The organism is Pseudomonas mucidolens, assembly GCF_900106045.1.
GTDB lineage: Bacteria > Pseudomonadota > Gammaproteobacteria > Pseudomonadales > Pseudomonadaceae > Aquipseudomonas > Aquipseudomonas mucidolens.
Map to the genome: position 1 here is coordinate 5,383,518 of NZ_LT629802.1, position 23,464 is coordinate 5,406,981.

The following is a 23,464-nucleotide window of genomic DNA, read 5'->3' on the forward strand; positions in this document are numbered from 1 at the left end:
ATCTTTATTCATTGTCTGGCGCCTGTCACCTGCCGCTACGCTTGGGCACTGAATACAACGAGCGGGAACGACATGGCGCAGCGGGTGTGCATCATTGGAGGTGGGGTCATCGGTCTGGCGAGTGCCTATGCGCTGGTGCGCGCCGGCATGGACGTGACCGTGATCGAGGCGCGTGAAAGCCTGGCCAGTGAGACCAGTTTTGCGAATGGCGGCCAGCTTTCCTATCGCTACGTCGCGCCGCTGGCCGACAAGGGCGTGCCGTTGCAAGCTATCGGCTGGCTGTTGCGCGGCGATTCGCCGTTGAAACTGCGGCCGCGCCTGGACCCTGCGCAATGGCGCTGGATGGCGGCCTTTCTTGGCGCCTGCCGCACGTCGGTCAACAAGCGCAATGCCGGCCACCTGTTGCGTCTGGCGTCATTGAGTCAAAACACCTTGCAGCAATGGCGCGACGAGGATCGGCTGGACGGTTTCGACTGGCAGCGCAACGGCAAACTGGTGACGTTCCGTAGCCATCACACATTCGCGCATGCGCGAGACAAAGTGTTCGATCGCCTGCAACAGCAGGTGTTGTCGGCGGCCGATTGCACCCGGCTGGAGCCGACCCTTGGCGCTGCGCGTTTTGTCGGCGGGATCTACACACCCAATGAGGAAGTGGCGGACTGTCATGGCTTTTGCCAGCAACTGGCGGCGCGGTTGCAAGCCTCGGGGCGCTGTACTTTTTTGCTGGGGCGCAAGGTCACCGGCATCCGTCACGCCCACGGTGCGGTGCAGGCCATTGAACTGGCCGGTGAAGTCATGCCGGTCGAGCACCTGGTGTTGGCCGCGGGGGTGCGCAGCCCGGAGCTGGCGTTGCCGGGCATGGCGCTGCCGCTATATCCCCTCAAGGGCTACAGCTTGAGTGTGCCGATTGGCGCGCAGCATCGGGCGCCGGCGATCAGCATCACCGACTACGACCGCAAAGTTGTCTATGCTCGTATCGGTATGCAGCTGCGGGTGGCGGCGATGGTTGACATTGTTGGCTTCGACACCCGCCTTGAGCCCAAGCGCCTGGCATTGATCAAGCGCCAGGCCTGCGAAACTTTTCCGTTGGCCGGCGATTATGCCCAGGCCACCGAATGGGCCGGCATGCGCCCGGCCACCCCCAGCGGCGTGCCGCTGATCGGTGCGAGTGTCTATCGCAACCTGTGGCTCAACCTTGGTCATGGCGCGCTCGGCTTTACCCTGGCCTGCGGCAGCGGCCAAGTCTTGGCTGAACTGATTGGCCAGCACACGACGTCCATCGACATGCAGGGCCTTGCGCCTCGCGCCGCCTAGGACAGATCCATGACCCTTGTCCGAATCAACAGCAATGGCCACCTGCGCGCCGTTGATGACAAAAAAACCACGGAGAAAGACAATGCACAAAGTGTGGCTAAGGAATTTACCGGATCGCCGTATCGCCCCCGGCGGACTGTGTAGCAGGCGAATTTTAGGCGGCGCACTGGCACTGTTGCTGTGCGCTCAAGCCCAGGCAGCCGAGGCGCCATTGGACGGCACCTTGGGCAAGATTGCCGACGCCAGGAGCATCACCCTCGGTTACCGCGATGCATCGGTGCCGTTTTCCTATATCGGCGATCACAGCGGTAAACCCATGGGTTACTCGGTGGACCTGGCCAGCAAGATTGTCGAGCGCATCCAACAAAAGACCGGACTGCCCCAGCTCAATGTGAAATACAACCTGGTGACCTCCCAGACCCGTATTGCGCTGGTGCAGAACGGCACTGTCGACTTGGAATGCGGCTCTACTGGCGTGACCGCCGAGCGCCAGAAACAGGTAGCGTTTTCCTACGGTTTTATCTACGTGAAGGGCCAGTTGCTGACCGCCAAGGACAGCGGCATCACAAGCTTCGCTGACCTCAAGGACAAGAACGTGGTGACCACCGCCGGTACCACCAACGAACGTTTTCTCAAGCGCTATAACTTCGAGCACAAGCTCAATATGTCTGTGGTCAGCGCCAAGGACCACGGCGAAGCGTTCACGATGCTGGAGAGCGGCCGCGCGGAGGCTTTCTATATGGATGACGCGTTGCTCTACGGCGAACGCGCCAAGGCCAGGGACCCACACAACTGGGTCGTGGTGGGCGAGGAGCAATCGCGGGAAATCTACAGCTGCATGGTGCGCAAGGACGATCCGCAGTTCCTGGCGGTGGTCAACGATACCCTGGCCGATCTGTACCGATCGGGGGAAATCAACGGTATCTACCAGCGCTGGTTCGAACAGCCAATCCCCCCCAAAGGCTTGAACCTGGAGTTCCCGATGACCCGCGAGCTGAAAGCGATCATTGCCAAACCGGTGAGTGATCCGGTGGAATAAACACTCAATCCAAATGTGGGAGCGAGCAAGCCCGCTCCCACATTTTTTTGATTGGGTTTACACGGCGGGTTAGAAGTCGCCCCACAACTGTTGGGCGACGGAGAGTGCGACTACGGGCGCGGTCTCGGTACGCAACACCCGTGGGCCGAGGCGGGCGGCTTGGAAGCCTGCGCCTTGAGCAGTCTCGACTTCGTGGTCGGTCAAGCCTCCTTCAGGGCCGATCAAGAATGCCAGGCTCGACGGCTTGGCATGACTGACCAGCGGCTCGGCCACCGGGTGCAGCACCAACTTCAGGTCAGCCTCGGTTTGCTTCAACCAATCCGCCAGCAACAGCGGTGGATGAATCACCGGTACTGTCGAACGCCCGCATTGCTCGCAGGCGCTGATTGCGACCTGGCGCCAGTGCAGCAGGCGTTTGTCGGCGCGTTCGTCCTTGAGACGTACTTCGCAACGGTCGCTGAAGATCGGGGTGATTTGCATGACGCCAAGTTCCGTGGCTTTCTGGATCGCCCAGTCCATCCGCTCACCCCGGGACAAGCCCTGGCCGAGGTGGATGTGCAAGGGCGATTCGGCCTGGCCGGCGAAGCGTTCCGTCAGTTGCACGGTGACGTGCTTTTTGCCGACCTCCAGCAACGAGCCACGAAACTCCTGCCCGGAGCCGTCGAACAATTGCACGGCATCGCCTTCACCCATGCGCAGTACGCGGCTGATGTAATGGGCCTGGGCTTCAGGCAACGGGTGGTCGCCAATGCTCAGCGGCGCGTCGACAAAAAAACGGGACAGTCTCATTTCGGTTCTCTGAACAGGTTTAGGTCGGAGGGAGGGCGGCCTAGCCCGCGCTCCTACAGGATTCTGGGGAATCAGCCAGGATCGCGGAAGCCTGGGTGGAAGTCTTTTGGTACTGACACGCTGACTGTGCTGCTGGTGGCGATATCGATGCCTTCAGTGGCCACCTCGGCCAGGAAGTCGATCTGCTCCGGGGTGATCACATAGGGCGGCAGGAAATACACCACGCTGCCCAACGGCCGCAGCAACGCGCCGCGCTCCAGGGCATGCTCAAACACTTTCAGGCCGCGGCGTTCTTGCCAGGGATAGGCGGTTTTGCTGGCTTTGTCCTGGACCATCTCGATGGCCAGCACCATACCGGTCTGGCGTACTTCCGAGACATGCGGATGCTCTACCAAGTGTTCGGTGGCGGTGGCCATGCGTGTGGCGAGGGCCTTGTTGTTTTCGATGACGTTGTCTTCTTCGAAGATATCCAGTGTCGCCAGGGCCGCCGCGCACGCCAGCGGATTGCCGGTGTAGCTGTGGGAATGTAGGAAGGCGCGCAGGGTCGGGTAGTCGTCGTAGAACGCGCTGTAGACGTCCTCGGTGGTGACCACGGCGGCCAACGGCAGGTAGCCGCCGGTCAGCGCCTTGGACAGGCAGAGAAAGTCCGGACGAATCCCGGCCTGCTCACAGGCAAACATGCTGCCGGTGCGGCCGAAGCCGACGGCGATTTCGTCGTGGATCAGGTGCACGCCATAGCGATCGCAGGCCTCGCGCAGCAACTTGAGATAGACCGGGTGATACATGCGCATGCCGCCAGCGCCCTGGATCAGCGGCTCGACGATCACCGCCGCAACGCTCTCGTGGTGGTCTGCCAGGGTTTGTTCCATGGCTTGGAACATGTGGCGCGAGTGCTCTTCCCAGCTCATGCCCTCGGGACGCAGGTAGCAGTCCGGGCTCGGCACTTTCAGCGTGTCCAGCAGCAAGGCCTTGTAGGTCTCGGTGAACAGCGGCACATCGCCCACCGACATCGCGGCGATGGTTTCGCCGTGGTAGCTGTTGGTCAACGTAACGAAGCGTTTCTTGTTCGGCAGACCACGGTTGAGCCAATAATGGAAGCTCATTTTCAACGCGACTTCGATGCACGATGAACCGTTGTCGGCGTAGAAGCACCGGGTCAGGCCTTCTGGCGTCATCTGCACCAGGCGCTCGGACAGTTCGATCACCGGCTGATGGCTGAAACCGGCCAGGATCACATGTTCCAGTTGATCCACCTGATCCTTGATGCGCTGATTGATGCGCGGGTTGGCGTGGCCGAACACGTTGACCCACCAGGAACTGACGGCGTCGAGATAGCGCTTGCCTTCAAAGTCTTCCAGCCACACGCCTTCGCCACGCTTGATCGGGACCAGTGGCAGTTGCTGGTGGTCTTTCATCTGGGTGCAGGGATGCCAGAGCACCGCGAGGTCGCGTTGCATCCACTGATTATTCAAACCCATGTTCATTCTCCTCGAAGCAGGTCGCGCCGCGCGCGGGCGAAACAATCGCGCAAGCCTATGCAATGCGCAGCGGTGTCACAACCCATTGCAGGTGAATTGGATGCTGTAGCAGGACGGTCTGTCACGTTTAGCCCGGATAGTCCTTAATCTCTGGTTAATTTATTGTTTCTAGGCTCAAGATCGTATTTCTCGATACTTCAAAGCAAAATTTTCCGCTTTATATCGATAGATATAGCGTTAGTCTTTAGTACGGCTTTTGGGGACATGGGTAATGCAACTACGAAATTCATCGGCTCGCTACGGTTGGATCAGCATTGTTATGCACTGGGGTGTGGCCTTGGTGGTATTCGGCTTGTTCGCGTTGGGCCTGTGGATGGTCGGTCTCGACTATTACAGCGCCTGGCGCAAAGAAGGGCCTGACTTGCATAAAAGCATTGGGATTACGTTGTTCGCCGTGATGCTGCTGCGCATTGTCTGGCGCTTGCTCAGCCCTCCGCCACCAGCGCTGGCCAGCTATAGCCGCATGACCCGTATCGGCGCGGCGTTTGGCCATGCGTTGCTGTATCTCGGGCTGTTTGCAGTGATGATTGCCGGCTACCTGATTTCCACCGCCGACGGTGCGGGGATCCCGGTGTTTGGCTTGTTTGAAATTCCCGCCGTGGTTTCCGGTCTACCGGACCAGGCCGATGTCGCCGGCGAGGTGCATTTCTACCTGGCCTGGGTACTGGTGATCTTCGCCGGTCTGCATGGCGTGGCGGCCCTGAAACACCACTTTATCGATCGTGATGCGACCCTGGCTCGTATGCTGGGGCGCAAAGCCTGATGTTCAACCTCGACTCACAAGGAATAGAAAGCATGTTGAAAAAGACTCTCGCCGCTCTGGCAATCGGTACCGCTCTGTTGTCTGCCGGTCAGGTGATGGCGGCTGACTACAAAATCGACAAAGAAGGTCAACACGCCTTTGTCGATTGGAAAATCAGCCACTTGGGCTACAGCTTCATCAACGGTACGTTCAAGGACTTTGACGGTACGTTCACTTGGGATTCCGCCAAGCCGGAAGCCAGCAAAATCGCGGTCGACCTGAAAACCGCCAGCTTGTGGTCTAACCACGCCGAACGTGACAAGCACATTGCCAGCGCTGACTTCCTGGATGTGAAGAAGTATCCAGAAGCCAAGTTCGTCTCCACCAGTGTCAAATCCACCGGCGAAAAAACCGCTGATGTCACTGGCGACCTGACCCTGCACGGTGTGACCAAACCTGTGGTGTTCAAGGCTGTGTTCAACGGTGAAGGCAAGGATCCATGGGGCGGCGAGCGTGCAGGCTTCAACGCCAAGACCACGCTTGACCTGAACGACTTCGGCATCAAGGGCCCAGGCCCGACGTCGCAGACGCTGGATCTGGACATCACGCTGGAAGGTGTCAAGACGAAGTAACTTTCGTCCGGCACACAAAAATGCCCCGCATCTTTCGATGCGGGGCATTTTTTATGACGCCTTGAAAATCAGCGGTTGCGGGTCAGCAACGCTGGCTTTTCACCACGCGGACGGCCCGGCAGTTGATCCAACTGCTCAGGGGTCGGAAAGCGGTCGGCTTTCGATTCCTTGTGGATGATCTTCGGCGCAGGACCGCCACGCGGGTTCTGCACGGCCGGCTCGGATGAACGTGGCTGATCATCGCGTGCCGGGCGGCGGTTGCGCGAGTCTTCGCGACGGGCCTGGCCATCACGTGGAGCACCGTTACGTGGACCATTGCGCTTGGCTGGCGGCGTACCGGTGGTGCTGCCGTTGCTGCTGCGTGGGCCGTTCTGGCGACCTTGCGGCTGACCGTTACGCGGCGCGCCTGAACCCGCGCCCTGTGCCGGAGCGCCTGGACGGCGACCGCGACCCTGGGCCGGCTTGGCCTGGGGCACGTAGTCCACGCGGTTACCGAAGTTATCGATATCGTCGTCAAGGAACTCGTCCGGGGCACGGTCAGCGGCGGCGCGTGGCGGCTGGCTTGGCTGGCGCTGTTCGCGGGCCGGGGTGCCTTCGCGGGGCTTCTGCTCACGGGCCGGGCGTTCGCCACGGCTGTTGGTCGAAGCCTTGTCCTTGCCGCCCTTGTCCTTGCCCTTGTCACGGCGACCACCGCCACCACCGCCGCCGTTCGGGCCATCGCCCTTCGGTCCGCGTGGGTTGCGCGGGTTACGCACATCGGGACGCTCGCGTACTTCCGGTTTTTCGGCTTCCACGGCGCTGGCATCGAAGCCCATCAGGTCGCCGTCGGCGATTTTCTGCTTGGTCATGCGTTCAATGCTTTTCAGCAGCTTTTCTTCGTCCGGCGCGACCAGGGAAATGGCCTCGCCCGAACGCCCGGCACGCCCGGTACGACCGATGCGGTGCACATAATCTTCGTCGACGTTCGGCAGCTCGAAGTTGACCACGTGCGGCAATTGGTCGATATCCAGGCCGCGTGCGGCGATATCGGTGGCGACCAGGATGCGTACGCTGCCAGCCTTGAAATCGGCCAGGGCTTTGGTCCGCGCATTCTGGCTCTTGTTGCCGTGGATCGCCACAGCGGTGAGGCCATGCTTGTCCAGGTACTCGGCCAGGCGGTTGGCGCCGTGCTTGGTGCGGGTAAAGACCAACACCTGTTCCCAGGCACCGGCGGTGATCAAGTGAGCCAGCAACGCACGCTTGTGGCTCGCCGGGAGACGGAACACCCGCTGCTCGATACGCTCGACCGTGGTGTTCGGTGGCGTGACTTCGATGCGCTCGGGGTTATGCAACAACTTGCCCGCCAGCGCGGTGATGTCGTTGGAGAACGTTGCCGAGAACAGCAGGTTCTGACGTTTGGCCGGCAGGCGCGCGAGAACTTTCTTCACGTCGTGCACAAAACCCATGTCGAGCATGCGGTCGGCTTCGTCGAGCACGAGGATTTCCACGTGAGACAAATCCACGCTGCCTTGGCCGCACAGGTCGAGCAGGCGACCCGGGCAGGCCACCAGCACATCCACACCACGAGACATGGCCTGAACCTGTGGGTTCATGCCGACGCCGCCGAAGATGCAGGCGCTGACGAACTTCAAGTCGCGGGCATACAGCTTGAAGCTGTCATGCACTTGGGCGGCAAGTTCGCGGGTTGGGGTCAGGACCAGTACGCGGGGTTGGCGTGGGCCGTGACGTTGGGACTTGTCCGGGTGACCGCCAGGGAACAACCGCTCCAGGATAGGGAGGGCGAAACCGCCGGTTTTACCAGTACCTGTCTGCGCCGCAACCATCAGGTCGCGACCTTGCAACACGGCGGGGATGGCCCGCTGTTGCACCGGAGTAGGCTCGGTATAGCCCGCTGCCTCGATGGCGCGGACTAAAGCCTCGGAGAGACCGAGGGAAGCAAAGGACATGAGTAATCCTGTTTTAGTTAGGGCTTGGCCCAAAGGGATAATCTTGCCGGGAGTGAATGGCGTTTAGAGGAACGCAATCCCGTCCGGTCCAGCTGGGGCTGACGGCACCTCGAAGGCTCGCGCGGGCTGTGAAAGCTGCGCCGTAGCTGCATCGGGGGGGCGTTTTGTCGACCCAACGTCCGGGCGTAAGCCTGGCGGAAAGGCCGGAGTATAACAGAGCAATCAGCGTGCGCTGCTTTCCTGCTGCTCAACGGTTTGCTCCAAAGGCATTGATAAAGTCTTTTTGGCACTGGCACCGGCGTATTTTTCGCTCAAGGCTGCGTAGGCGGCGGTTTGCTTGAAACGCTTGAGTTCGGCGCCAAAGCGCTGGATCAACAGGTCCATGCCGGCTCCACGGCGTACGGCGAGGAACTGTTGCTGGCTACTGATCACCTTCGGTGCCTGACTGATCTGGTTCTCTAGCCCAAGCATTTTTATCGCATGCTGGCCGACCCGGCGATCGGTGATCAGCAGGTCGATCCGGCCACGGGCCAGCTTACCGAAGTTGGCCTCATGGCTGGGGGCCGGCTCGCGGGTGAAGAGCCTGGACTCGCGGAATTCGGCGCTGTAGAGGTAGCCGGGCGAGGTGCCGATCGTCAGCCCCCACAGATCATCCAGCGTCTGGAACGGGTGAGGGCGCGCGTTGGCGTAGAACATCACGAACTCGACCTGGGACAGCGGTTCGCTGGGGTAAAGCAGTAGATTGTCTCGTTCGTGGCTTTGAAAAATATCCAGCGCGCCGTCGGCATTACCTTGTTCAAGCATCGCCAGGCAACGTTTCCAGGGCAGGAACTGCCATTGCACGTCGATCCCCAAGCGCTGGAAGATAATCACGGTGGTCTCGTAATCGAGCCCGCGCATGTGGCCATTTTCTTCGTAGACGTAAGGTGCCCAGGGTTCCGTGACAATACGCAACTGTTCGCCTTGGGCGGTGAGGCTCAGGCAAGCGAAGAGAACAGCGGGCAACAACCGGAAAATGACGGGCATGTCCTGAGGTTACGACGCTCTCCGGTTAAAGAGAAGCTCTGGCATGGGTATCTTCAGCGAGCGCTGGTGAATCTTCAGTGTGAAGAAGACTTCATCAGGTGTTCATAAATGGCGCGGCGGCGCTCCCCGAGGATCAGACGCACGACGGGGTTGGCGAACCAGTGCTCCAGCAGATGGGCGTCGATTGGGCGGCCCTGGCGCTCTTCCTGGTTCTGGCGCGCCTTGTCCCACCAGACCGGGCCACAGGCTTGGTCGAACTCATTTTCATGTTCATAGCAGCCATACAGGATTTCGCGGATGAACTGCTGCTGATGCTTGGGCAATACCAGGGTGATCAGCTTATACATCATGCGTTGCAGGCGCGGTGGACGCGGCAGGTGGGCGGAGACCTCGCGGGTGTCGTCCAGCGCCGCGGAGCAAGTGGGGTCGGCGGCGTGCTTGGCGATCCAGGCCTTGACCTTGGCGCGGAACAGTTGCTTGCGGCTCCAGTAATGGTGAATCAAATCCGGACATTCGCGCACGTTGAGCGTGCGGTAGGCGGCGATGGACAGACAGAACTCTTCCAGGGTGTACGCCCCTTGGGCATGGGGGAAGAGTTCGTCCATCAGCTCGATGGAACGGTCGAGGATATGTGCGTCCTGTTGCGTCAGGCCCATGACCCCGGAATTGAGGGTCATCATCTCGTCGTCGGCCACGCCCATGTCCAGCAGGCGTTGACGCAACGCGCTGTACAGGATGCTTTCGTGGTTATCGCCGTACTTGGTGTAGAAGGCGTTGCACAGCAGGGTGCCCGGCTGGACTCGCTCGAACAGCGCCATGGGCGAGTGATGGAAAAAAGTGTCGGTGTCGATCAGCAGTCCCAGTTCCGACTCGGCAAGCACTTGGCGCAGCACCACGTGCTTGGTACGGAAGTGATAACCGTGGGGCTCGCTCCAGCGTTTGCGGGTGGCTTCGTCCAGCGCTCGGACGTGCACCGGCAACAGTCGGTAGGGCTCGGGGTTGTCGCTGAAAACCTGGATATCGAGGACTGCGTCCGGTGTGTCCCGCAGGTTGGCCAAGGCGCTGGCGATGCTGAATACCGCCTCCTGATGATAAGTCTCGGCGCCGAACACCAAATAAACTAGCTGCGGGCGGGGAGTCGAGGGCGCTGTATTCATGGACTGCGGGTTTCCGTTGGCATGTAAAACGACAAAGGCCCTCGTATCAAGAGGGCCTGGGTACAGCGCAAAACGACCTTTAGCGTGGCAGCTTGAGGTTGTTCCAGACGGCCAGGCTCGGTTCGGCCTGGTTCAGGGTATAGAAGTGCAACCCTGGTGCGCCACCTTGCAGCAAAGTTTCACACATTTCGCTGATAACCTGTTCGCCGAATGCCTGGATGCTTTTGACATCGTCACCGTAGGCTTCCAGTTGTTTACGCACCCAGCGCGGGATTTCCGCGCCGCAGGCGTCGGAGAAACGCGCCAGTTTGCTGTAGTTGGTGATCGGCATGATGCCCGGGACCACTGGAATGCTCACACCCATGGCCTGCACACGCTCGACGAAGTAGAAGTAGCTGTCGGCGTTGAAGAAGTATTGGGTGATCGCGCTGTCGGCACCGGCATTGACCTTGCGCACGAAATTCTGCAGGTCGTTTTCGAAATTGCGTGCCTGCGGGTGCATCTCCGGATAAGCGGCCACTTCGATATGGAAGTGATCACCGGTCTCTTCACGAATGAAACTCACCAGGTCATTGGCGTAGCGCAACTCGCCGCTGGCCATGCCCATGCCGGATGGCAGGTCACCGCGCAGGGCGACGATGCGCTTGATGCCGGCAGCCTTGTACTGGGCTAGCAGGCCGCGCAGGTCGTCCTTGCTGTCGCCCACGCATGACAAATGTGGTGCAGCCGGGATTTTGACTTCGCTTTCCAGCTGCAACACGGTGTTGATCGTGCGATCACGGGTCGAGCCACCCGCGCCGTAGGTGCAGGAGAAGAAATCGGGGTGGTAGCTGGCCAACTGCTTCGCAGTTGCCATCAGTTTTTCATGCCCAGCATCGGTCTTGGTCGGGAAAAACTCGAAGCTGTAGCGACGGTCTTGGGACATGGTAATACCCTTTGAAACTCAGAAGCCGACGGTGCAACCCACCTGCACTGTAGGAGCGAGCTTGCTCACGAAGAACATCAACGATAACGCGTAAAAACAGGATATACGCGGTGCCCTTGAGTTTTTCGCGAGCAAGCTCGCTCCTACAGGTGAAGCAGGTGGAACTGATTTTAGTAGCGGTAGGCGTGCGGCTTGAACGGGCCTTCAACGGTCACGCCGATATAGTCGGCCTGAGTCTTGGTCAGTTGCGTTACCACACCGCCGAAGCCACGGACCATTTCCAGGGCCACTTCTTCGTCGAGTTTCTTCGGCAGTACTTCCACGGTCAGGCGCTCGGCTTTCTGGGCAGGCGACAGGTCGGCGTATTTCTGCTCGAACAGGAAGATTTGGGCCAGGACCTGGTTGGCGAACGAGCCATCCATGATGCGGCTTGGGTGGCCGGTGGCGTTACCCAGGTTTACCAGGCGGCCTTCGGCCAGCAGGATCAGGTAGTCATCGTTCTGAGGGTCGAAATCGCCCGCGCCGGTACGGTGAACCTTGTGTACCTGCGGCTTCACTTCTTCCCATGCCCAGTTCTTGCGCATGAAAGCGGTGTCGATTTCGTTGTCGAAGTGACCGATGTTGCACACCACGGCGCGCTTTTTCAGGGCCTTGAGCATGTTGGCGTCGCAGACATTGACGTTACCGGTGGTGGTCACGATCAAGTCGATCTTGCCCAGCAGGGCCGCGTCGATGCTGGCGGAGGTGCCGTCATTGACGCCGTCGATGAACGGCGAAACCACTTCGAAGCCGTCCATGCAGGCTTGCATAGCGCAGATCGGGTCAACTTCGGAGACCTTGACGATCATGCCTTCCTGACGCAGCGACTGGGACGAACCCTTGCCCACGTCACCGTAGCCGATCACCAGCGCTTGCTTGCCCGAGAGCAAGTGGTCGGTACCGCGCTTGATTGCATCGTTCAGGCTGTGACGGCAGCCGTATTTGTTGTCGTTCTTGCTCTTGGTCACCGAGTCATTGACGTTGATGGCCGGGATCTTCAGCTCGCCCTTGGCCAGCATGTCCAACAGACGGTGTACGCCAGTGGTGGTTTCTTCGGTCACGCCGTGGACGCGGTCGAGGATCTGCGGGTACTTTTTGTGCAGCAGCTCGGTCAGGTCGCCGCCGTCGTCGAGGATCATGTTGGCATCCCACGGCGCGCCATCCTTGAGGATGGTTTGCTCCAGGCACCACTCGTACTCTTCTTCGGTCTCGCCTTTCCAGGCGAAAACGGGAATGCCGGCAGCGGCGATGGCGGCAGCGGCCTGGTCTTGCGTCGAGAAAATGTTGCAGGACGACCAGCGCACTTCGGCACCCAGGGCCACCAGGGTTTCGATCAGCACGGCAGTCTGAATGGTCATGTGGATGCAGCCGAGAATCTTCGCGCCCTTGAGCGGCTGCTCAGCGGCATATTTGCGGCGCAGACCCATCAGGGCCGGCATTTCGGATTCGGCGATAAAGGTTTCGCGACGGCCCCAGGCGGCGAGGGACATGTCGGCGACTTTATAGTCGTTGAAATCTGCAGGCGTGTTTACAGCGCTCATGAAGAGCCTCCATTCGTAGTGTGCGAATGGGCGCCGTTGTGCGTTTAGTATCCAGCCAGGACAACCAGGCCGGACAACGCCCCATCCGAGCCTGACAGGCCAAGCCTGCTGCAGCGCCCCTCGGACAGGTGGCGGGAGAACGGTATCAATCGACGATGACCGTTATAAAACGGGGGCGATTATAGCCGTGTACGCGGTACTTCCCAAGCCTTTCTGTCGGCGGCATGAAGTTCGCTCATGGGGTTGATAGGCAATGGCTCATAGAGCTTGGGCCCGGGCTCTGCCATGATGTTGTCCAGCATTTCACCAGACGCTTTGGAGTGACCATGAACTTCCACACCCGCAAATGGGTAAAACCCGAAGACCTCAACCCCAACGGCACCCTGTTCGGCGGCAGCCTGCTGCGCTGGATCGATGAAGAAGCAGCGATCTATGCGATTGTCCAGCTGGGCAACCAGCGCGTGGTGACCAAGTACATCTCCGAAATCAATTTTGTCAGTGCCTCGCGCCAGGGCGACATCATCGAGCTGGGCATTACCGCCACCGAGTTCGGTCGCACCTCCATCACGCTGACGTGTGAAGTGCGCAACAAGATCACCCGCAAGAGCATTCTGACGGTGGAAAAAATGGTCTTCGTCAACCTGGGTGAAGATGGCCTGCCCGCGCCCCATGGGCGTACCGAGATCAAATACGTCAAGGATCAGTTTCAGGACGAGGCGCTCGGCCAGTAAGGGACGGCATCGGTTTTTTGCTACTGGATGATTCTGCGCGGATCATTCCCGCACGTGCTCACCACACTTAGGGCTACCCCTTACGGAGAGCGCGTGTTTATGAAGGTCCTCGCCCCAACTCATGTTCCGCCGCCGGGGCCGCAATGTTCAGCTGTAGACAGCCAAGATGTCCTCGGCGCGGGACTGGCGGTGCCGCTGCTCGGCAGTCCGATAAGTGCGCTTGCTTGTCCTCGGGGCCCAAAAACCTCGTTGTTGGAAGGCGTGGGCGAGCGCAAGCTGGATCTCAGTCGATACAGCAATGGCGTGGTGGAACTGCAGGTATCGCCACCGGCCGTTTCGCGCTTGGTGCTCAGTGGCGGCGGCGCCAAGGGTATCGCGTTTCCCGGGGTGGCCCAGGCGCTTGAGGATAAGCACGCGCTAGAGGGCGTCCAGGTGATTATCGGTTCGTCTGCGGGGGGGATTTCAGCTGCGCTGCTGGCCAGTGGCATGGGCGCCGAAGCGTTCGATACGTTATCGGACACTATTGAGCTGCCCAAGCTGTTGAACAGTAAAACCCCGGTTGTCGCCTGGCTGCAAAATGCCGGCTCGAGCCTCGGCAAAGTGCTGGGGCGCCTGCCGGGTCCGGTGGGCAGCTACTCGCAGTTGCTGCTGACCCTGCTGCCGCGCCTGCAGTCAGATGCCGCGCCCCTCGAAACCCTGGTGCGCACTGAATCGCGCCACGCCGTGCAGGCCCATATCGCCCGCCTTCCCGAAAACCGCCGTGCGGCTGAGATAGTCGCCATCGATGGCAGGCTGGCAGCAGGCGGCGCCACCACTTTCCGCGACCTGCAGGTGTTGAGTCGGCATATTCCGGCGATCAAGCAACTCAGTATCACCGGCACCGGGATGTTCGACGGACGGCCACAGTTGGTGGTGTTCAATGCAGACCTCACACCTGACATGGATATCGCCCATGCCGCTCATATCTCGGGCGCGCTGCCGATCCTGTTCAGCCCGCCGGTTGAACAAGGCCAGCCATTTCAGGCGGCGACCGAAAAAGTGGCCTTTCAAGACGGCGGCATGCTCCTCAATACACCGGTCACGGAGTTGTTCCAGCGATCTTTCGCCGAAAGCCGGTTGAACCGCACTGAACAGTTGATTATCAAGTTCGAGTCCGAAGTGCCGTTGAAACCGGTGGTGCGGGTCGGATTTGCCAGCAGCCTGACCGACTGCATCAGCGGCGTTCCCTGTACGGCGGCCAGCGAGCTGAAACGCGCCAGGCTGAAAGCCTTCGCTGACCAGATCGTGACGCTGCCGTTGAACGGTGAAAAGGGTGATTTTCGAGGCTGGCTCAATGGCACGGTCAATTTCACGATGCCCGGCGCGGTGAAAGACCATTTGCAAGAGCTCTCCCGCCGCGCCGTCGACACGCATTTGCAGGCGCGCGCCAGTGTGCGTGAACGGCATCTGTTCGAATCGCTGGACGCTGCGGTACTGGCCATGGATGACCACCTGTTGGCCCAAGCGTTGAATAGACTGGGGGACAGCGGGGCATGCACTGAAGTGCTGCGGTTCCGGCGCGACGCGTCGCTGGCGCTGCAGGCCGTGGAATCCGCCATCGTCCAAGCCAACGCGACACCACCGCTGCTGCTGACACCCGGGTTGGCGCGGGCGTTGCGTAATCTGGATGCGCTTGCCAGTTGTCCGGAACAGGTCGAATGGTTGGGTCAAAGGCTCAATACCGCGGATAACCGCAACTATCAGCAATTATTGCAATTCAGTGCTGTGCAACCGACGGCTGTGTCCCATGTCATGGCCAGCGCGGTGGCCGAAATGCGCAGACGCGACATCGCGGTGATTGCCGATAACTTCACGCGGGAGGTGATCTATCCGTCGCTGTTTCGCACCGGACAGCCGGATGGCAACATCGCCTTGCTGCGGCGCGCCGAGCATAACCTGGCGCGGGCCACCACGGCTTCTCAAGTCAATCAAGTGCTCGATGGCATCGCCGAGCACTACGTGGCCCGCAATCGGCCCTGGAAAAAAGTGCAGCACTCCACCACCGTGGAAATGGCCAAGGCCTGGCGCATGCGGGCTTGAGCAACGCTGCAGTGAACAGCGCCGGATCCAGTCTGTCGTAGCTACAGGCCTCCTCTGGATTCAGGAATATTATGGTCACCCAAACAGACGACAAGACCGCCGACCTCTCCGCTGAAGAACAGCAGGATGTGGACAAAAATCAGCCGCCTCGGGCGGCGGTTCTGCATGAAATCATTCGCACCCAGGGGGATCAGGAGCTGGAGCGCAGCGTTGCCGCGCTGTGGTGGTCGGCGCTGGCCGCTGGCCTGAGCATGGGCCTTTCACTGATGGCCATGGGTTTGCTCACCGCACGCCTGCCGGACGCGGAAACCTTCAAGGTCATCAGCAGCTTTGGTTACTGCGCAGGCTTTTTGGCGGTGATTCTGGCGCGCCAGCAATTGTTCACCGAAAACACCCTGACCGCGGTATTGCCGGTAATGAGCAAGCCGACGCTGGCCAACGCCGGACGACTGCTGCGGTTATGGACGGTGGTGCTGGTGGGTAACCTGTGCGGCACTTTGCTGGTGGCTTATGTGATTTTGCATTTGCCACTTTTCGATGCCAAGACCGACCTGGCTTTTCTGGATATCGGGCGCAAGGTCATGGAGAACGACAGCGGCCAGATGTTTGCCAAGGGCATTGTCTCCGGGTGGATGATTGCCACCATGGTGTGGATGATCCCGTCGATGGAAAGCGCGAAGTTCTGGATCATTATTCTGATCACCTACCTCATGGCGCTGGGTGACTTCACCCATATTGTCGTAGGTTCGGCGGAAGTCTCTTATCTGGTGTTCGCCGGCGAGTTGCCGTGGGAAGATTTCTGGCTGGTGTTTGCCGGTCCGACACTTGCCGGCAACATTATCGGTGGCAGCTTTATCTTCGCCCTGATCAGTCATGCGCAGGTTCGCAGTGAAAGCAGCGTACCCAAGCCAGCGGCGGAGCCACGGCAAGCGCAGCGGTCCAAGAAGGCGCCGTGAAGCGAGACGCAAGGCGCACATGCAGCGTGTTCCCTGCAAGTGAGCTAATGTCTCAGCTGCCGCACTGTGGGATGACTGAATGATCCGGGTAAGTTGTCAATTAGGTGATACCGGAAGAACCTTTCGGCCGGCCGCGCCTCATAGCCTGTGGGCGGGAACTGATCGGCATGTGCGTGATGAAGTTCTGAGCGTCGAATAAAACCAAAAAAGGAATGAGTGATGACAGTCGCTTTCTGGTGTGTGTTGATCGCAATTTTTCTGCCGTACGTGTGTACCGGCGTCGCCAAGTTCAGTGAGGGCAAGTTCGGGCCACGGCAAAACCATGATCCCCGAGCCTTCCTGGAAACGCTCGAGGGGTTTGCCAGGCGTGCCCACAGCGCGCAGCTCAACAGCTTTGAAGTGACCCCGGCGTTTGCCGCGGCCGTGATCATTGCGCACATGGCGGGCAACGCGGAACTGGTGACCATCAACGTGCTGGCGGTGCTGTTCATCACCAGTCGCTTGCTCTACATCATTTGCTACCTGGCGGATTGGGCAATATTGCGTTCGCTGGTGTGGTTTGTGGGCATGGCGCTGATTGCGAGTTTCTTTTTCGTATCGATGTAAGGTCTGGACGCGGTTCAGTCTGGGAGCGGCAAGTCACACCGCCGCTCCCGGATTTGCTCTTCAGCTTCCTGCAGGCGCATCCGGCACTTTGGGCAGCACCGCGCCTTTGGGCCACAGCATCCAGATCTGGCCTTGTTGTTTCATGTTTCCGGCCAGCTCACCCGCTGCATCGCCGGTGCCCCAGAACAGGTCGGCGCGGACCTCGCCGGTAATTGCGCCACCGGTATCCTGGGCCGCCACTGGCCTGACGATCGGCGCGCCGTCGGGGCGCGTGGTCGACAGCCATAGCAGGCTGCCCAGCGGAATCACCTTGCGATCCACCGCCACGCTGTAGCCCGCGGTCAGCGGCACGTTCAGCGAACCGCGCGGGCCTTCATTGCTGTCGGGCCGGGCGCTGAAAAACACGTAGCTGGGATTGCTCGCCAGCAGTTGCGGAATACGCTCGGGATGAGCCTTGGCCCAGGCGCTGATGGTGCCCATGGTTACGTCGGCTTTTTTCAGCTCGTCTTGTTCCACCAGCCAACGGCCGATAGGGCGATAGGGAAAGCCGTTCTGATCGCCATAGCCCACGCGCAGTTGACGACCGTCGGCCAGCTGGATGCGACCAGAGCCCTGGATTTGCAGGAATTGCAGATCCATCGGGTTGGTCAACCAGGCGATGGGCTTGGCACTGGAGCCTTGCTGGTTGATGGTACCGGCATCGTCATAGGGCTTTAGCACGCGTCCTTCCAGGCGTCCGCGCAGACGTTTGCCCTTGAGTTCCGGATAGATGCTCTCCAGGTTGACGATGATCAGGTCGTCAGGTACCCCGAACACGGGGACGTGAGCGGTTTCAGTCTCGGTCAGGCTGCCCGGATACACTGGCTCGTAGTAACCGGTGATCAAGCCATTCGGTGTATCGTCCCTCGAGCGCAGGCTGTAGACATCCAGTTGCTCCTTCAGGAACCGGCGAATATCGTTGGCGGTCGCTGGAACGTTGGTGGCCGCTGCGCAGGTGGCCCCCCAGATCGGGTCGTTCTTGAGCCGTTGACAGGCGCTGCGCCAGGATTCGAAACCAGCTTGCAGATCGCTGTCGGATACCGCCGGCAAGGCGTCCCATGGGGTGCTGACATAGGTCGCAATGGCGTGGGGCTTTTCGGCTTCTGGTTTTGGTTCCGGGGTGTTGCCGCCGTCGCAACCGGCGAGCAGCGCGATCATCGGAAGAGCCCACGCCAGGCGGCGGCTCCAGGGGTTCAGCGGGACATTCATGTATGCAATTCCTGAGATGATCACCCGAGTCAGTGGCGGCTCCGGCAATCCATATTATTAATAGGGCTATTGGTCTTTGAGGTCGGGACGGGGATACTGGCCGCCGTTTTCCGTGACTGAGCCACCATGACTTTTAAAAAACTGACGCTTGTACTGCTGGCCTGCCTGACCTTGTCTGCTTGCGGTGGGGTTGATCCCGATTCGCCGTTGGGCCAGCGCAAGGCGATTTTCAAGCAGATGCTCAAAACCAGTGAAGACCTGGGTGGCATGCTGCGTGGACGGGTGCCATTCGATGGGGCAAGATTTTCCGAGGGCGCGGTTGCGCTGGACAAACTGTCCCATGAGCCCTGGAAACATTTCCCGAAGGTGCGCGAAGAAGATCACACCAGCGCCACGGACGATGTCTGGCAAAAGCAGGCGCTTTTCCAGGAACTGGCGCGCAATCTTGAGACGGCCACCGCTGAGTTGGTGATCGTCAGTCAGGTGCAGCCGTACAAGGCCAGTAACCTGGGGCCGGCGGTGCAGAAAGTCGAAGATGCCTGCAGCGCCTGCCATAAACAGTTCCGCAATCACTGAGTCGGTCCGCACAAGAAGAGCGTCTGCGTCTTACTTGTCCAACTCGTTCAAGGCGTCCTGCAATTCCTTGCGGGACTCGGCGAGCTTGTCTTTACGCTTGTTGATCTTCTCGGAGTCACCCTTTTTCATGGCCTTGTCGAGGTCTGCCTGACGCTGGCTGACTTCGTGCTTGGCATCGAGGACCTTGTTTTCACGCTCCTTTTTCAGGGAGGCATCGGTGCAATGGGTGGTGACTTCGCTCAGGGCCTTTTCCAGGCCGGCTTGCTGCGCATCGTTGCCGTGGGCTTTTGCCTGCTCGATCTGAGTCGTGATGGCCTGGCGCTTGGCGGCACAGCCGGTCAGTTGCGATGCGGCTTCGTCGGCCAGCAGCGGTGTGCTCACGAAGGCGGCGGTCAAGAGGGCGAGCGGTGCAAGAAATTTCATAAAGACTCCAGGGTAAACAAGGTCGCTGTAAGGTGGGCAGGATGGTTTCTGCCGGCACCGGTTAATCTGGCTGATAGGGCGCTAGAAACCGTCTATCCCAATGGCACGTAATGTTTCGCCGATGGCCACGACCTGTGGGTCGTGGAAAAACGCGCTCAATTGTACTGCGCGTCCCGGGCCGATTCCCGCTTCGGTTTGCCAGGCTTGAGCATCCCGAGTGGTCAAGGCATTCCAGCCGCCTTCCAGGTTATTGCGAGCAGTGGGCGGAACACCCAGAGCACTCAACCATTGTGCGAACGGTCGCTGCCGGGCACTGCGCAAACTGGCAAGCAGGCGTTCACTGCTTCGATCACCGAGGCCGTCAATGTTAGCAAGCTCTGCCTCATCAAGGTTCAACCAATCGACCAAGCCATGGATTTGGCCGGCCTGGATCAGTGTGCTCCAGGTCTCGCGGCCAATATGCGAGAGGTCCAGCCCCTGATTGCTACTCAGCCAGGTCAAGCGCGCAAGTAGCTGCTCCTCGCAGCCCGGGGTCAATTGCCAGCAGCTTAGAGGGTGAAAGTCGCTCGCCACTGGCACCTCGACCTCGACCCGTGTGTGGCTGCGCAGGATGACGTGCTCAAACCTTGGGATCACTTGACCGGCGAGGCTGATGGAAACCTGATCACCGGGACGGATATCCAGCTCCTGCCAGTGTTTCAAGGAGCCGAGGCTGACTCGCCGGATCTGGCGGTCGTCCAGCAGCACCGGGTCCAACTCCAGGATTGGCGTTATACGGCCCGTGCGGCCGATGTTGAAATTCACTTTTTTTACCTGCGCCAGGGCTTTGGTAGCCGGGTACTTCCAGGCGGCGGACCAGTACGGCGCGCTGGCCTGCCAACGGTTGGCCGGTGCACGTTGGTTCTGGTGCAGCACGATGCCGTCTGTGGCGAAGGGCAGCGGATGGTTGTGCCAGAAAACGCGCCAGTTACGTGCGTCCTCGAGGTTGCCGATGGGTTGGCTATACCGCCGACTGTCGCTGAAGCCCCAGCGTGCCAGTGTGTCGAGTTGCTCCTTGAGGTCCGCCGGCCCTTGGGGCCAGGCCCAGACAAACAAGCCAATGCCGGCGGCGTCGACGTCGCTGAGGTGCTGGCGGTTCATCAGCCCGGACACTCTACTGCGGGCATTCATGCCACCGTGTGTGCCCTGGACGTGATTGTCCAGGCGCCAATAAAGCTCGCCCTGCAACAGCAGATCGATGGGCTCGGGCAGTTTTTGCACAATCCCCGGAATCTTGCGCGCCGAGGCGGACCAGTCCTGGCCAAACACGCCGTCGCCGCGACTGATGGCCTTGACCAGGTGACCAGCCCGGTAGATCAAGGTCACGGCCACGCCATCGACCTTGGGTTGGACCCACAGGCCGTCGCGCGCCCGGATCCAGTCCTCCACCGCCGACTGACTGGCGAGTTTCTCCAGGCCCGTGTGCGGGACCGGATGGCGCAAGCTCCCGCGAGAACTGGCCAGCGGATGGTCGGCGGGCGGAGTTTCCTGGGCAAAGCACTCGCGCCATTGGCCCAGGCGTTGGCGGGCCTGATCGTAAAGCTCGTCGCTGATCAATGAGCGGCCGAGCCGATGGTAGTGGTCATTCCAGAGGGTGATCTGGCGCTGCAGCGCCGTTATTTCGTCCTTGGCCTGCGCGGGTGGCCAGGCCGGGCATTCATCGCTCCAGGCGAGGGTGGGGCACAGCAAAAGCAGCAGATAGATCAACAGTCGCGAGGTCATCATGAGCATCCTTGCTCGGAAAGGGTGTCCAGCCTAAGGCAAGCGAGCGGGCATAAAAAAGCCCCGCGGGCGCGAGGCTTTTTACCGGGTGTGTCTGCTTACTGGAACAGGCCACCCGAGACGGGTGTCGGCCTTGGACAGGCCGACAACGATTACAGGCCGGCAGCGGTACGCAGGTCGTTGGCGCGGTCGGTTTTTTCCCAGGTGAACGTGGTGAAGGTGTCGTCGCCAACGGTCTTCTGTTCAGGGGTACGACCGAAGTGGCCGTAGGCCGCGGTTTCCTGGTACATCGGGTGCAGCAGGTCGAGCATGGTGGTGATCGCGTAAGGGCGCAGATCAAACACTTCGCGCACCAGCTTGACGATCTTGTCGTCACTGATGCGGCCGGTGCCGAAGGTATTCAGCGAAATCGATGTCGGCTGGGCGACACCGATGGCGTAGGACACCTGAATCTCACAACGCTCGGCCAAGCCGGCGGCGACGATGTTCTTGGCCACGTAGCGACCGGCATAGGCTGCGGAACGGTCGACCTTGGAGGGATCCTTGCCGGAGAACGCGCCACCGCCGTGACGGGCCATGCCGCCGTAGCTGTCGACGATGATCTTGCGCCCGGTGAGGCCGCAGTCGCCCACCGGGCCGCCAATGATGAACTGGCCGGTCGGGTTGATGTGGAACTGGGTGTCCTTGGTCAGCAGTTCGGCAGGCAGCACGTGCTTGACGATCAGCTCCATCACGCCTTCGCGCAGGTCTTTGTAGGAGACTTCTGGGTTGTGCTGGGTCGACAGCACAACCGCGTCGATGCCGACGACTTTGCCGCCTTCATAACGGCAGGTCACCTGGGACTTGGCGTCCGGGCGCAGCCAAGGCAGCAGGCCGGACTTGCGGGCTTCGGCCTGGCGCTTGACTAATTGGTGCGAGAAGGTGATCGGTGCAGGCATCAGCACTTCGGTTTCGTTGCTGGCGTAGCCGAACATCAGGCCCTGGTCGCCGGCACCCTGATCTTCGGGCTTGGCACGATCAACGCCTTGGTTGATGTCTGGCGATTGCTTGCCGATGATGTTCATCACGCCGCAGGTCGCGCCGTCGAAGCCGACGTCGGAGCTGGTGTAGCCGATGTCGGTGATCACGTCACGGACAATCTGCTCCAGGTCGACCCAGGCCGAAGTGGTGACTTCGCCAGCGATGATCGCCACGCCCGTTTTCACCAGAGTCTCGCACGCCACACGGGCGAACTTGTCTTCAGCAATGATGGCGTCCAGCACCGCATCAGAGATCTGGTCGGCGATTTTGTCCGGATGCCCTTCAGACACGGACTCGGAGGTGAAAAGGGAGTATTCGCTCATCTCGATGTTTTCCTGATATTTACCGATGGTGAGTGTCGCCAGTCGGTCGCTGAAAGTGGCGGACCTGAATCTGGAAACCATTACGTAAGCCTACGTAGAGGCTTTCCCCGGGAACGAGTCCCGCAGCGGTGGCCCAACGGGCCAGATCGTCCTGTTCAAAACCCAACCATAGATCACCGCAGGCCTCCCTGGCCCAACTCTGGTTGTGGCTGCATAAATCTGTTACCAGCAGGCTGCCGCCCGGTTGCAGCAAACTGGCCATTTGCTTGAGGGCTTCGGCCGGCGCAGCGAAATGGTGCAGGACCATGTTCAGCACCACGCAATCGGCTTGCAGGCCCACATCATTCAGGGCATCGGCCAGTTGCAGATGGACATTGCCCAGGCATTCGCGTTCACACACCTGGCGCGCCAGTTCCAGCATGGCCGGGCTGTTGTCCAGCGCCGTGACCTGCTCGAAGCGTCGCGCCAGCTCGGGCAGGAAACCACCATCGCCCGGACCGACTTCCAGCGCCGTGGCGTGGGCGTTGAAGCTCAGTTTGTCGAGCAGGGCCAGCACGCTTTCGCGGTATTGCGCCAATCCGGCGATCAAGTCTTGCTGGGCGCGAAACTTGTCCGCGACCCGTGAGAAAAAATCCTGGCTGGCGGCGGCGCGCAGTCCATGTACCTGCGCGATCCGCGACTGCACATCAGCCGGCAGGGCCAGGCTATCCACTTCTTCCAGCAGCGCCGCGTGCAGCTTGCCACCCAACTGCTCGGTGTGAGGCAGGGCACGGCGATAAAAAATCGCGTTGCCTTCGCGGCGGGTCGCCACCAGATCGGCCTGGGCCAGCACCTTCAAATGGTGGCTCATGCCGGACTGACCGATGGCGAAGATTCGCGCCAGCTCCAACACGCCGAACGAATCGTTGGCCAGCGCGCGCAATACATTCAGGCGCAACGGATCGCCGCCGGCCTTGCACAAGGCTGCCAGCTCGTCGCAATCGTCGGGGCGAATGGAGGGCGCAGGTAAGTTCATAGGGTCAGCAGTCTAGTGATGGGTTTAAATCCTCGCAA

General features: G+C 60.3%; 21 protein-coding genes and 1 riboswitch. Of the genes, 9 read left to right on the plus strand and 12 right to left on the minus strand.

Features of this window, described 5'->3' with window-relative positions:
* The first annotated feature begins 72 nt into the window (after positions 1-72).
* Both BLU75_RS24815 and BLU75_RS24820 read left to right on the plus strand, forming a co-directional pair.
* Positions 73-1,314 carry a D-amino acid dehydrogenase gene (locus BLU75_RS24815; RefSeq protein ID WP_084378533.1) on the plus strand — a complete coding sequence of 414 codons (1,242 nt, stop codon included), beginning with the start codon at positions 73-75 and terminating at the stop codon, positions 1,312-1,314.
* Positions 1,315-1,396: 82 nt separating this feature from the next.
* Positions 1,397-2,353 carry a transporter substrate-binding domain-containing protein gene (locus BLU75_RS24820; protein WP_084378532.1) on the plus strand — a complete coding sequence of 319 codons (957 nt, stop codon included), beginning with the start codon at positions 1,397-1,399 and terminating at the stop codon, positions 2,351-2,353.
* A gap of 69 nt (positions 2,354-2,422) precedes the next feature.
* On the opposite strand, the gene BLU75_RS24825 is transcribed toward BLU75_RS24820, so the two are convergent.
* Both BLU75_RS24825 and BLU75_RS24830 read right to left on the minus strand, forming a co-directional pair.
* Positions 2,423-3,142: a 16S rRNA (uracil(1498)-N(3))-methyltransferase gene (locus BLU75_RS24825; protein ID WP_084378531.1), complete on the minus strand. Its 720-nt coding sequence runs from the start codon at positions 3,140-3,142 to the stop codon at positions 2,423-2,425.
* 71 nt (positions 3,143-3,213) lie between these two features.
* A complete protein-coding gene (locus BLU75_RS24830; protein ID WP_084378530.1) occupies positions 3,214-4,620 on the minus strand; it encodes an adenosylmethionine--8-amino-7-oxononanoate transaminase in 1,407 nt (468 codons plus the stop codon).
* A 271-nt stretch (positions 4,621-4,891) separates the two neighbouring features.
* Here BLU75_RS24830 and BLU75_RS24835 point away from each other — a divergent pair, with 271 nt between their 5' ends.
* Positions 4,892-5,443, plus strand: a complete 552-nt coding sequence (locus BLU75_RS24835) for a cytochrome b (protein WP_084378529.1) — start codon at positions 4,892-4,894, stop codon at positions 5,441-5,443.
* Between the two features lie 32 nt (positions 5,444-5,475).
* On the plus strand, positions 5,476-6,054 hold the full coding sequence (locus tag BLU75_RS24840) for a YceI family protein (protein WP_084378528.1): 579 nt from the start codon (positions 5,476-5,478) through the stop codon (positions 6,052-6,054).
* 68 nt (positions 6,055-6,122) lie between these two features.
* Here BLU75_RS24840 and BLU75_RS24845 read toward each other — a convergent pair whose 3' ends face one another.
* From BLU75_RS24845 to ahcY, 5 genes are all read right to left on the minus strand, one after another.
* On the minus strand, positions 6,123-8,000 hold the full coding sequence (locus tag BLU75_RS24845) for a DEAD/DEAH box helicase (RefSeq protein WP_084378527.1): 1,878 nt from the start codon (positions 7,998-8,000) through the stop codon (positions 6,123-6,125).
* Positions 8,001-8,222: 222 nt separating this feature from the next.
* Entirely contained in the window at positions 8,223-9,026 is an 804-nt protein-coding gene (locus tag BLU75_RS24850) for a substrate-binding periplasmic protein (protein ID WP_084378526.1), read from the minus strand.
* Between the two features lie 74 nt (positions 9,027-9,100).
* On the minus strand, positions 9,101-10,183 hold the full coding sequence (locus tag BLU75_RS24855; RefSeq protein WP_084378525.1) for a hypothetical protein: 1,083 nt from the start codon (positions 10,181-10,183) through the stop codon (positions 9,101-9,103).
* 79 nt (positions 10,184-10,262) lie between these two features.
* Positions 10,263-11,108, minus strand: a complete 846-nt coding sequence (gene metF / locus BLU75_RS24860; protein WP_084378524.1) for a methylenetetrahydrofolate reductase [NAD(P)H] — start codon at positions 11,106-11,108, stop codon at positions 10,263-10,265.
* A 170-nt stretch (positions 11,109-11,278) separates the two neighbouring features.
* A complete protein-coding gene (gene ahcY / locus BLU75_RS24865) occupies positions 11,279-12,688 on the minus strand; it encodes an adenosylhomocysteinase (RefSeq protein ID WP_084378523.1) in 1,410 nt (469 codons plus the stop codon).
* 21 nt (positions 12,689-12,709) lie between these two features.
* A riboswitch (S-adenosyl-L-homocysteine riboswitch) is annotated at positions 12,710-12,816 on the minus strand.
* Positions 12,817-13,014: 198 nt separating this feature from the next.
* On the opposite strand from ahcY, the gene BLU75_RS24870 reads away from it, so the two are divergent.
* The 4 genes from BLU75_RS24870 to BLU75_RS24885 all read left to right on the plus strand — a co-directional run bounded on the left by BLU75_RS24870 (position 13,015) and on the right by BLU75_RS24885 (position 17,060).
* Positions 13,015-13,419, plus strand: coding sequence for an acyl-CoA thioesterase (locus BLU75_RS24870; RefSeq protein ID WP_084378522.1), 405 nt, complete (start codon positions 13,015-13,017; stop codon positions 13,417-13,419).
* Between the two features lie 252 nt (positions 13,420-13,671).
* Positions 13,672-15,498 (plus strand): patatin-like phospholipase family protein, encoded by a 1,827-nt coding sequence (locus BLU75_RS24875; RefSeq protein WP_414860576.1) that lies wholly within the window; start codon positions 13,672-13,674, stop codon positions 15,496-15,498.
* Positions 15,499-15,569: 71 nt separating this feature from the next.
* Complete coding sequence (locus tag BLU75_RS24880) at positions 15,570-16,454, plus strand: formate/nitrite transporter family protein (protein WP_084378520.1); 885 nt, start codon at positions 15,570-15,572, stop codon at positions 16,452-16,454.
* Between the two features lie 219 nt (positions 16,455-16,673).
* The gene (locus BLU75_RS24885) at positions 16,674-17,060 is read left to right on the plus strand and encodes an MAPEG family protein (RefSeq protein ID WP_084378519.1); all 387 of its coding nucleotides are present in this window, start codon (positions 16,674-16,676) and stop codon (positions 17,058-17,060) included.
* A gap of 60 nt (positions 17,061-17,120) precedes the next feature.
* On the opposite strand, the gene mltA is transcribed toward BLU75_RS24885, so the two are convergent.
* Positions 17,121-18,308, minus strand: coding sequence for a murein transglycosylase A (gene mltA / locus BLU75_RS24890; protein ID WP_084378518.1), 1,188 nt, complete (start codon positions 18,306-18,308; stop codon positions 17,121-17,123).
* A 126-nt stretch (positions 18,309-18,434) separates the two neighbouring features.
* Between mltA and BLU75_RS24895 the strand changes: the two genes are divergently transcribed.
* Positions 18,435-18,884, plus strand: coding sequence for a c-type cytochrome (locus BLU75_RS24895; RefSeq protein WP_084378517.1), 450 nt, complete (start codon positions 18,435-18,437; stop codon positions 18,882-18,884).
* Between the two features lie 30 nt (positions 18,885-18,914).
* On the opposite strand, the gene BLU75_RS24900 is transcribed toward BLU75_RS24895, so the two are convergent.
* The 4 genes from BLU75_RS24900 to BLU75_RS24915 form a co-directional block, all read right to left on the minus strand.
* The gene (locus tag BLU75_RS24900; RefSeq protein ID WP_084378516.1) at positions 18,915-19,307 is read right to left on the minus strand and encodes a DUF1090 domain-containing protein; all 393 of its coding nucleotides are present in this window, start codon (positions 19,305-19,307) and stop codon (positions 18,915-18,917) included.
* An 81-nt stretch (positions 19,308-19,388) separates the two neighbouring features.
* On the minus strand, positions 19,389-21,071 hold the full coding sequence (ligB, locus tag BLU75_RS24905; RefSeq protein WP_084378515.1) for an NAD-dependent DNA ligase LigB: 1,683 nt from the start codon (positions 21,069-21,071) through the stop codon (positions 19,389-19,391).
* A 149-nt stretch (positions 21,072-21,220) separates the two neighbouring features.
* Complete coding sequence (gene metK, locus BLU75_RS24910) at positions 21,221-22,411, minus strand: methionine adenosyltransferase (protein WP_084378514.1); 1,191 nt, start codon at positions 22,409-22,411, stop codon at positions 21,221-21,223.
* A gap of 19 nt (positions 22,412-22,430) precedes the next feature.
* On the minus strand, positions 22,431-23,426 hold the full coding sequence (locus tag BLU75_RS24915; protein WP_084378513.1) for an ArsR/SmtB family transcription factor: 996 nt from the start codon (positions 23,424-23,426) through the stop codon (positions 22,431-22,433).
* Between the last annotated feature and the right edge of the window lie 38 nt (positions 23,427-23,464).

What these genes read in the sequence shown, in the direction of transcription:
- BLU75_RS24815 (WP_084378533.1), top strand. Translation starts at nt 73, where the DNA reads ATGGCGCAGCGGGTGTGCATCATTGGAGGTGGGGTCATCGGTCTGGCG.
- BLU75_RS24820 (WP_084378532.1), top strand. Translation starts at nt 1,397, where the DNA reads ATGCACAAAGTGTGGCTAAGGAATTTACCGGATCGCCGTATCGCCCCC.
- BLU75_RS24825 (WP_084378531.1), bottom strand. Translation starts at nt 3,142, where the DNA reads ATGAGACTGTCCCGTTTTTTTGTCGACGCGCCGCTGAGCATTGGCGAC.
- BLU75_RS24830 (WP_084378530.1), bottom strand. Translation starts at nt 4,620, where the DNA reads ATGGGTTTGAATAATCAGTGGATGCAACGCGACCTCGCGGTGCTCTGG.
- BLU75_RS24835 (WP_084378529.1), top strand. Translation starts at nt 4,892, where the DNA reads ATGCAACTACGAAATTCATCGGCTCGCTACGGTTGGATCAGCATTGTT.
- BLU75_RS24840 (WP_084378528.1), top strand. Translation starts at nt 5,476, where the DNA reads ATGTTGAAAAAGACTCTCGCCGCTCTGGCAATCGGTACCGCTCTGTTG.
- BLU75_RS24845 (WP_084378527.1), bottom strand. Translation starts at nt 8,000, where the DNA reads ATGTCCTTTGCTTCCCTCGGTCTCTCCGAGGCTTTAGTCCGCGCCATC.
- BLU75_RS24850 (WP_084378526.1), bottom strand. Translation starts at nt 9,026, where the DNA reads ATGCCCGTCATTTTCCGGTTGTTGCCCGCTGTTCTCTTCGCTTGCCTG.
- BLU75_RS24855 (WP_084378525.1), bottom strand. Translation starts at nt 10,183, where the DNA reads ATGAATACAGCGCCCTCGACTCCCCGCCCGCAGCTAGTTTATTTGGTG.
- metF (WP_084378524.1), bottom strand. Translation starts at nt 11,108, where the DNA reads ATGTCCCAAGACCGTCGCTACAGCTTCGAGTTTTTCCCGACCAAGACC.
- ahcY (WP_084378523.1), bottom strand. Translation starts at nt 12,688, where the DNA reads ATGAGCGCTGTAAACACGCCTGCAGATTTCAACGACTATAAAGTCGCC.
- BLU75_RS24870 (WP_084378522.1), top strand. Translation starts at nt 13,015, where the DNA reads ATGAACTTCCACACCCGCAAATGGGTAAAACCCGAAGACCTCAACCCC.
- BLU75_RS24880 (WP_084378520.1), top strand. Translation starts at nt 15,570, where the DNA reads ATGGTCACCCAAACAGACGACAAGACCGCCGACCTCTCCGCTGAAGAA.
- BLU75_RS24885 (WP_084378519.1), top strand. Translation starts at nt 16,674, where the DNA reads ATGACAGTCGCTTTCTGGTGTGTGTTGATCGCAATTTTTCTGCCGTAC.
- mltA (WP_084378518.1), bottom strand. Translation starts at nt 18,308, where the DNA reads ATGAATGTCCCGCTGAACCCCTGGAGCCGCCGCCTGGCGTGGGCTCTT.
- BLU75_RS24895 (WP_084378517.1), top strand. Translation starts at nt 18,435, where the DNA reads ATGACTTTTAAAAAACTGACGCTTGTACTGCTGGCCTGCCTGACCTTG.
- BLU75_RS24900 (WP_084378516.1), bottom strand. Translation starts at nt 19,307, where the DNA reads ATGAAATTTCTTGCACCGCTCGCCCTCTTGACCGCCGCCTTCGTGAGC.
- ligB (WP_084378515.1), bottom strand. Translation starts at nt 21,071, where the DNA reads ATGATGACCTCGCGACTGTTGATCTATCTGCTGCTTTTGCTGTGCCCC.
- metK (WP_084378514.1), bottom strand. Translation starts at nt 22,411, where the DNA reads ATGAGCGAATACTCCCTTTTCACCTCCGAGTCCGTGTCTGAAGGGCAT.
- BLU75_RS24915 (WP_084378513.1), bottom strand. Translation starts at nt 23,426, where the DNA reads ATGAACTTACCTGCGCCCTCCATTCGCCCCGACGATTGCGACGAGCTG.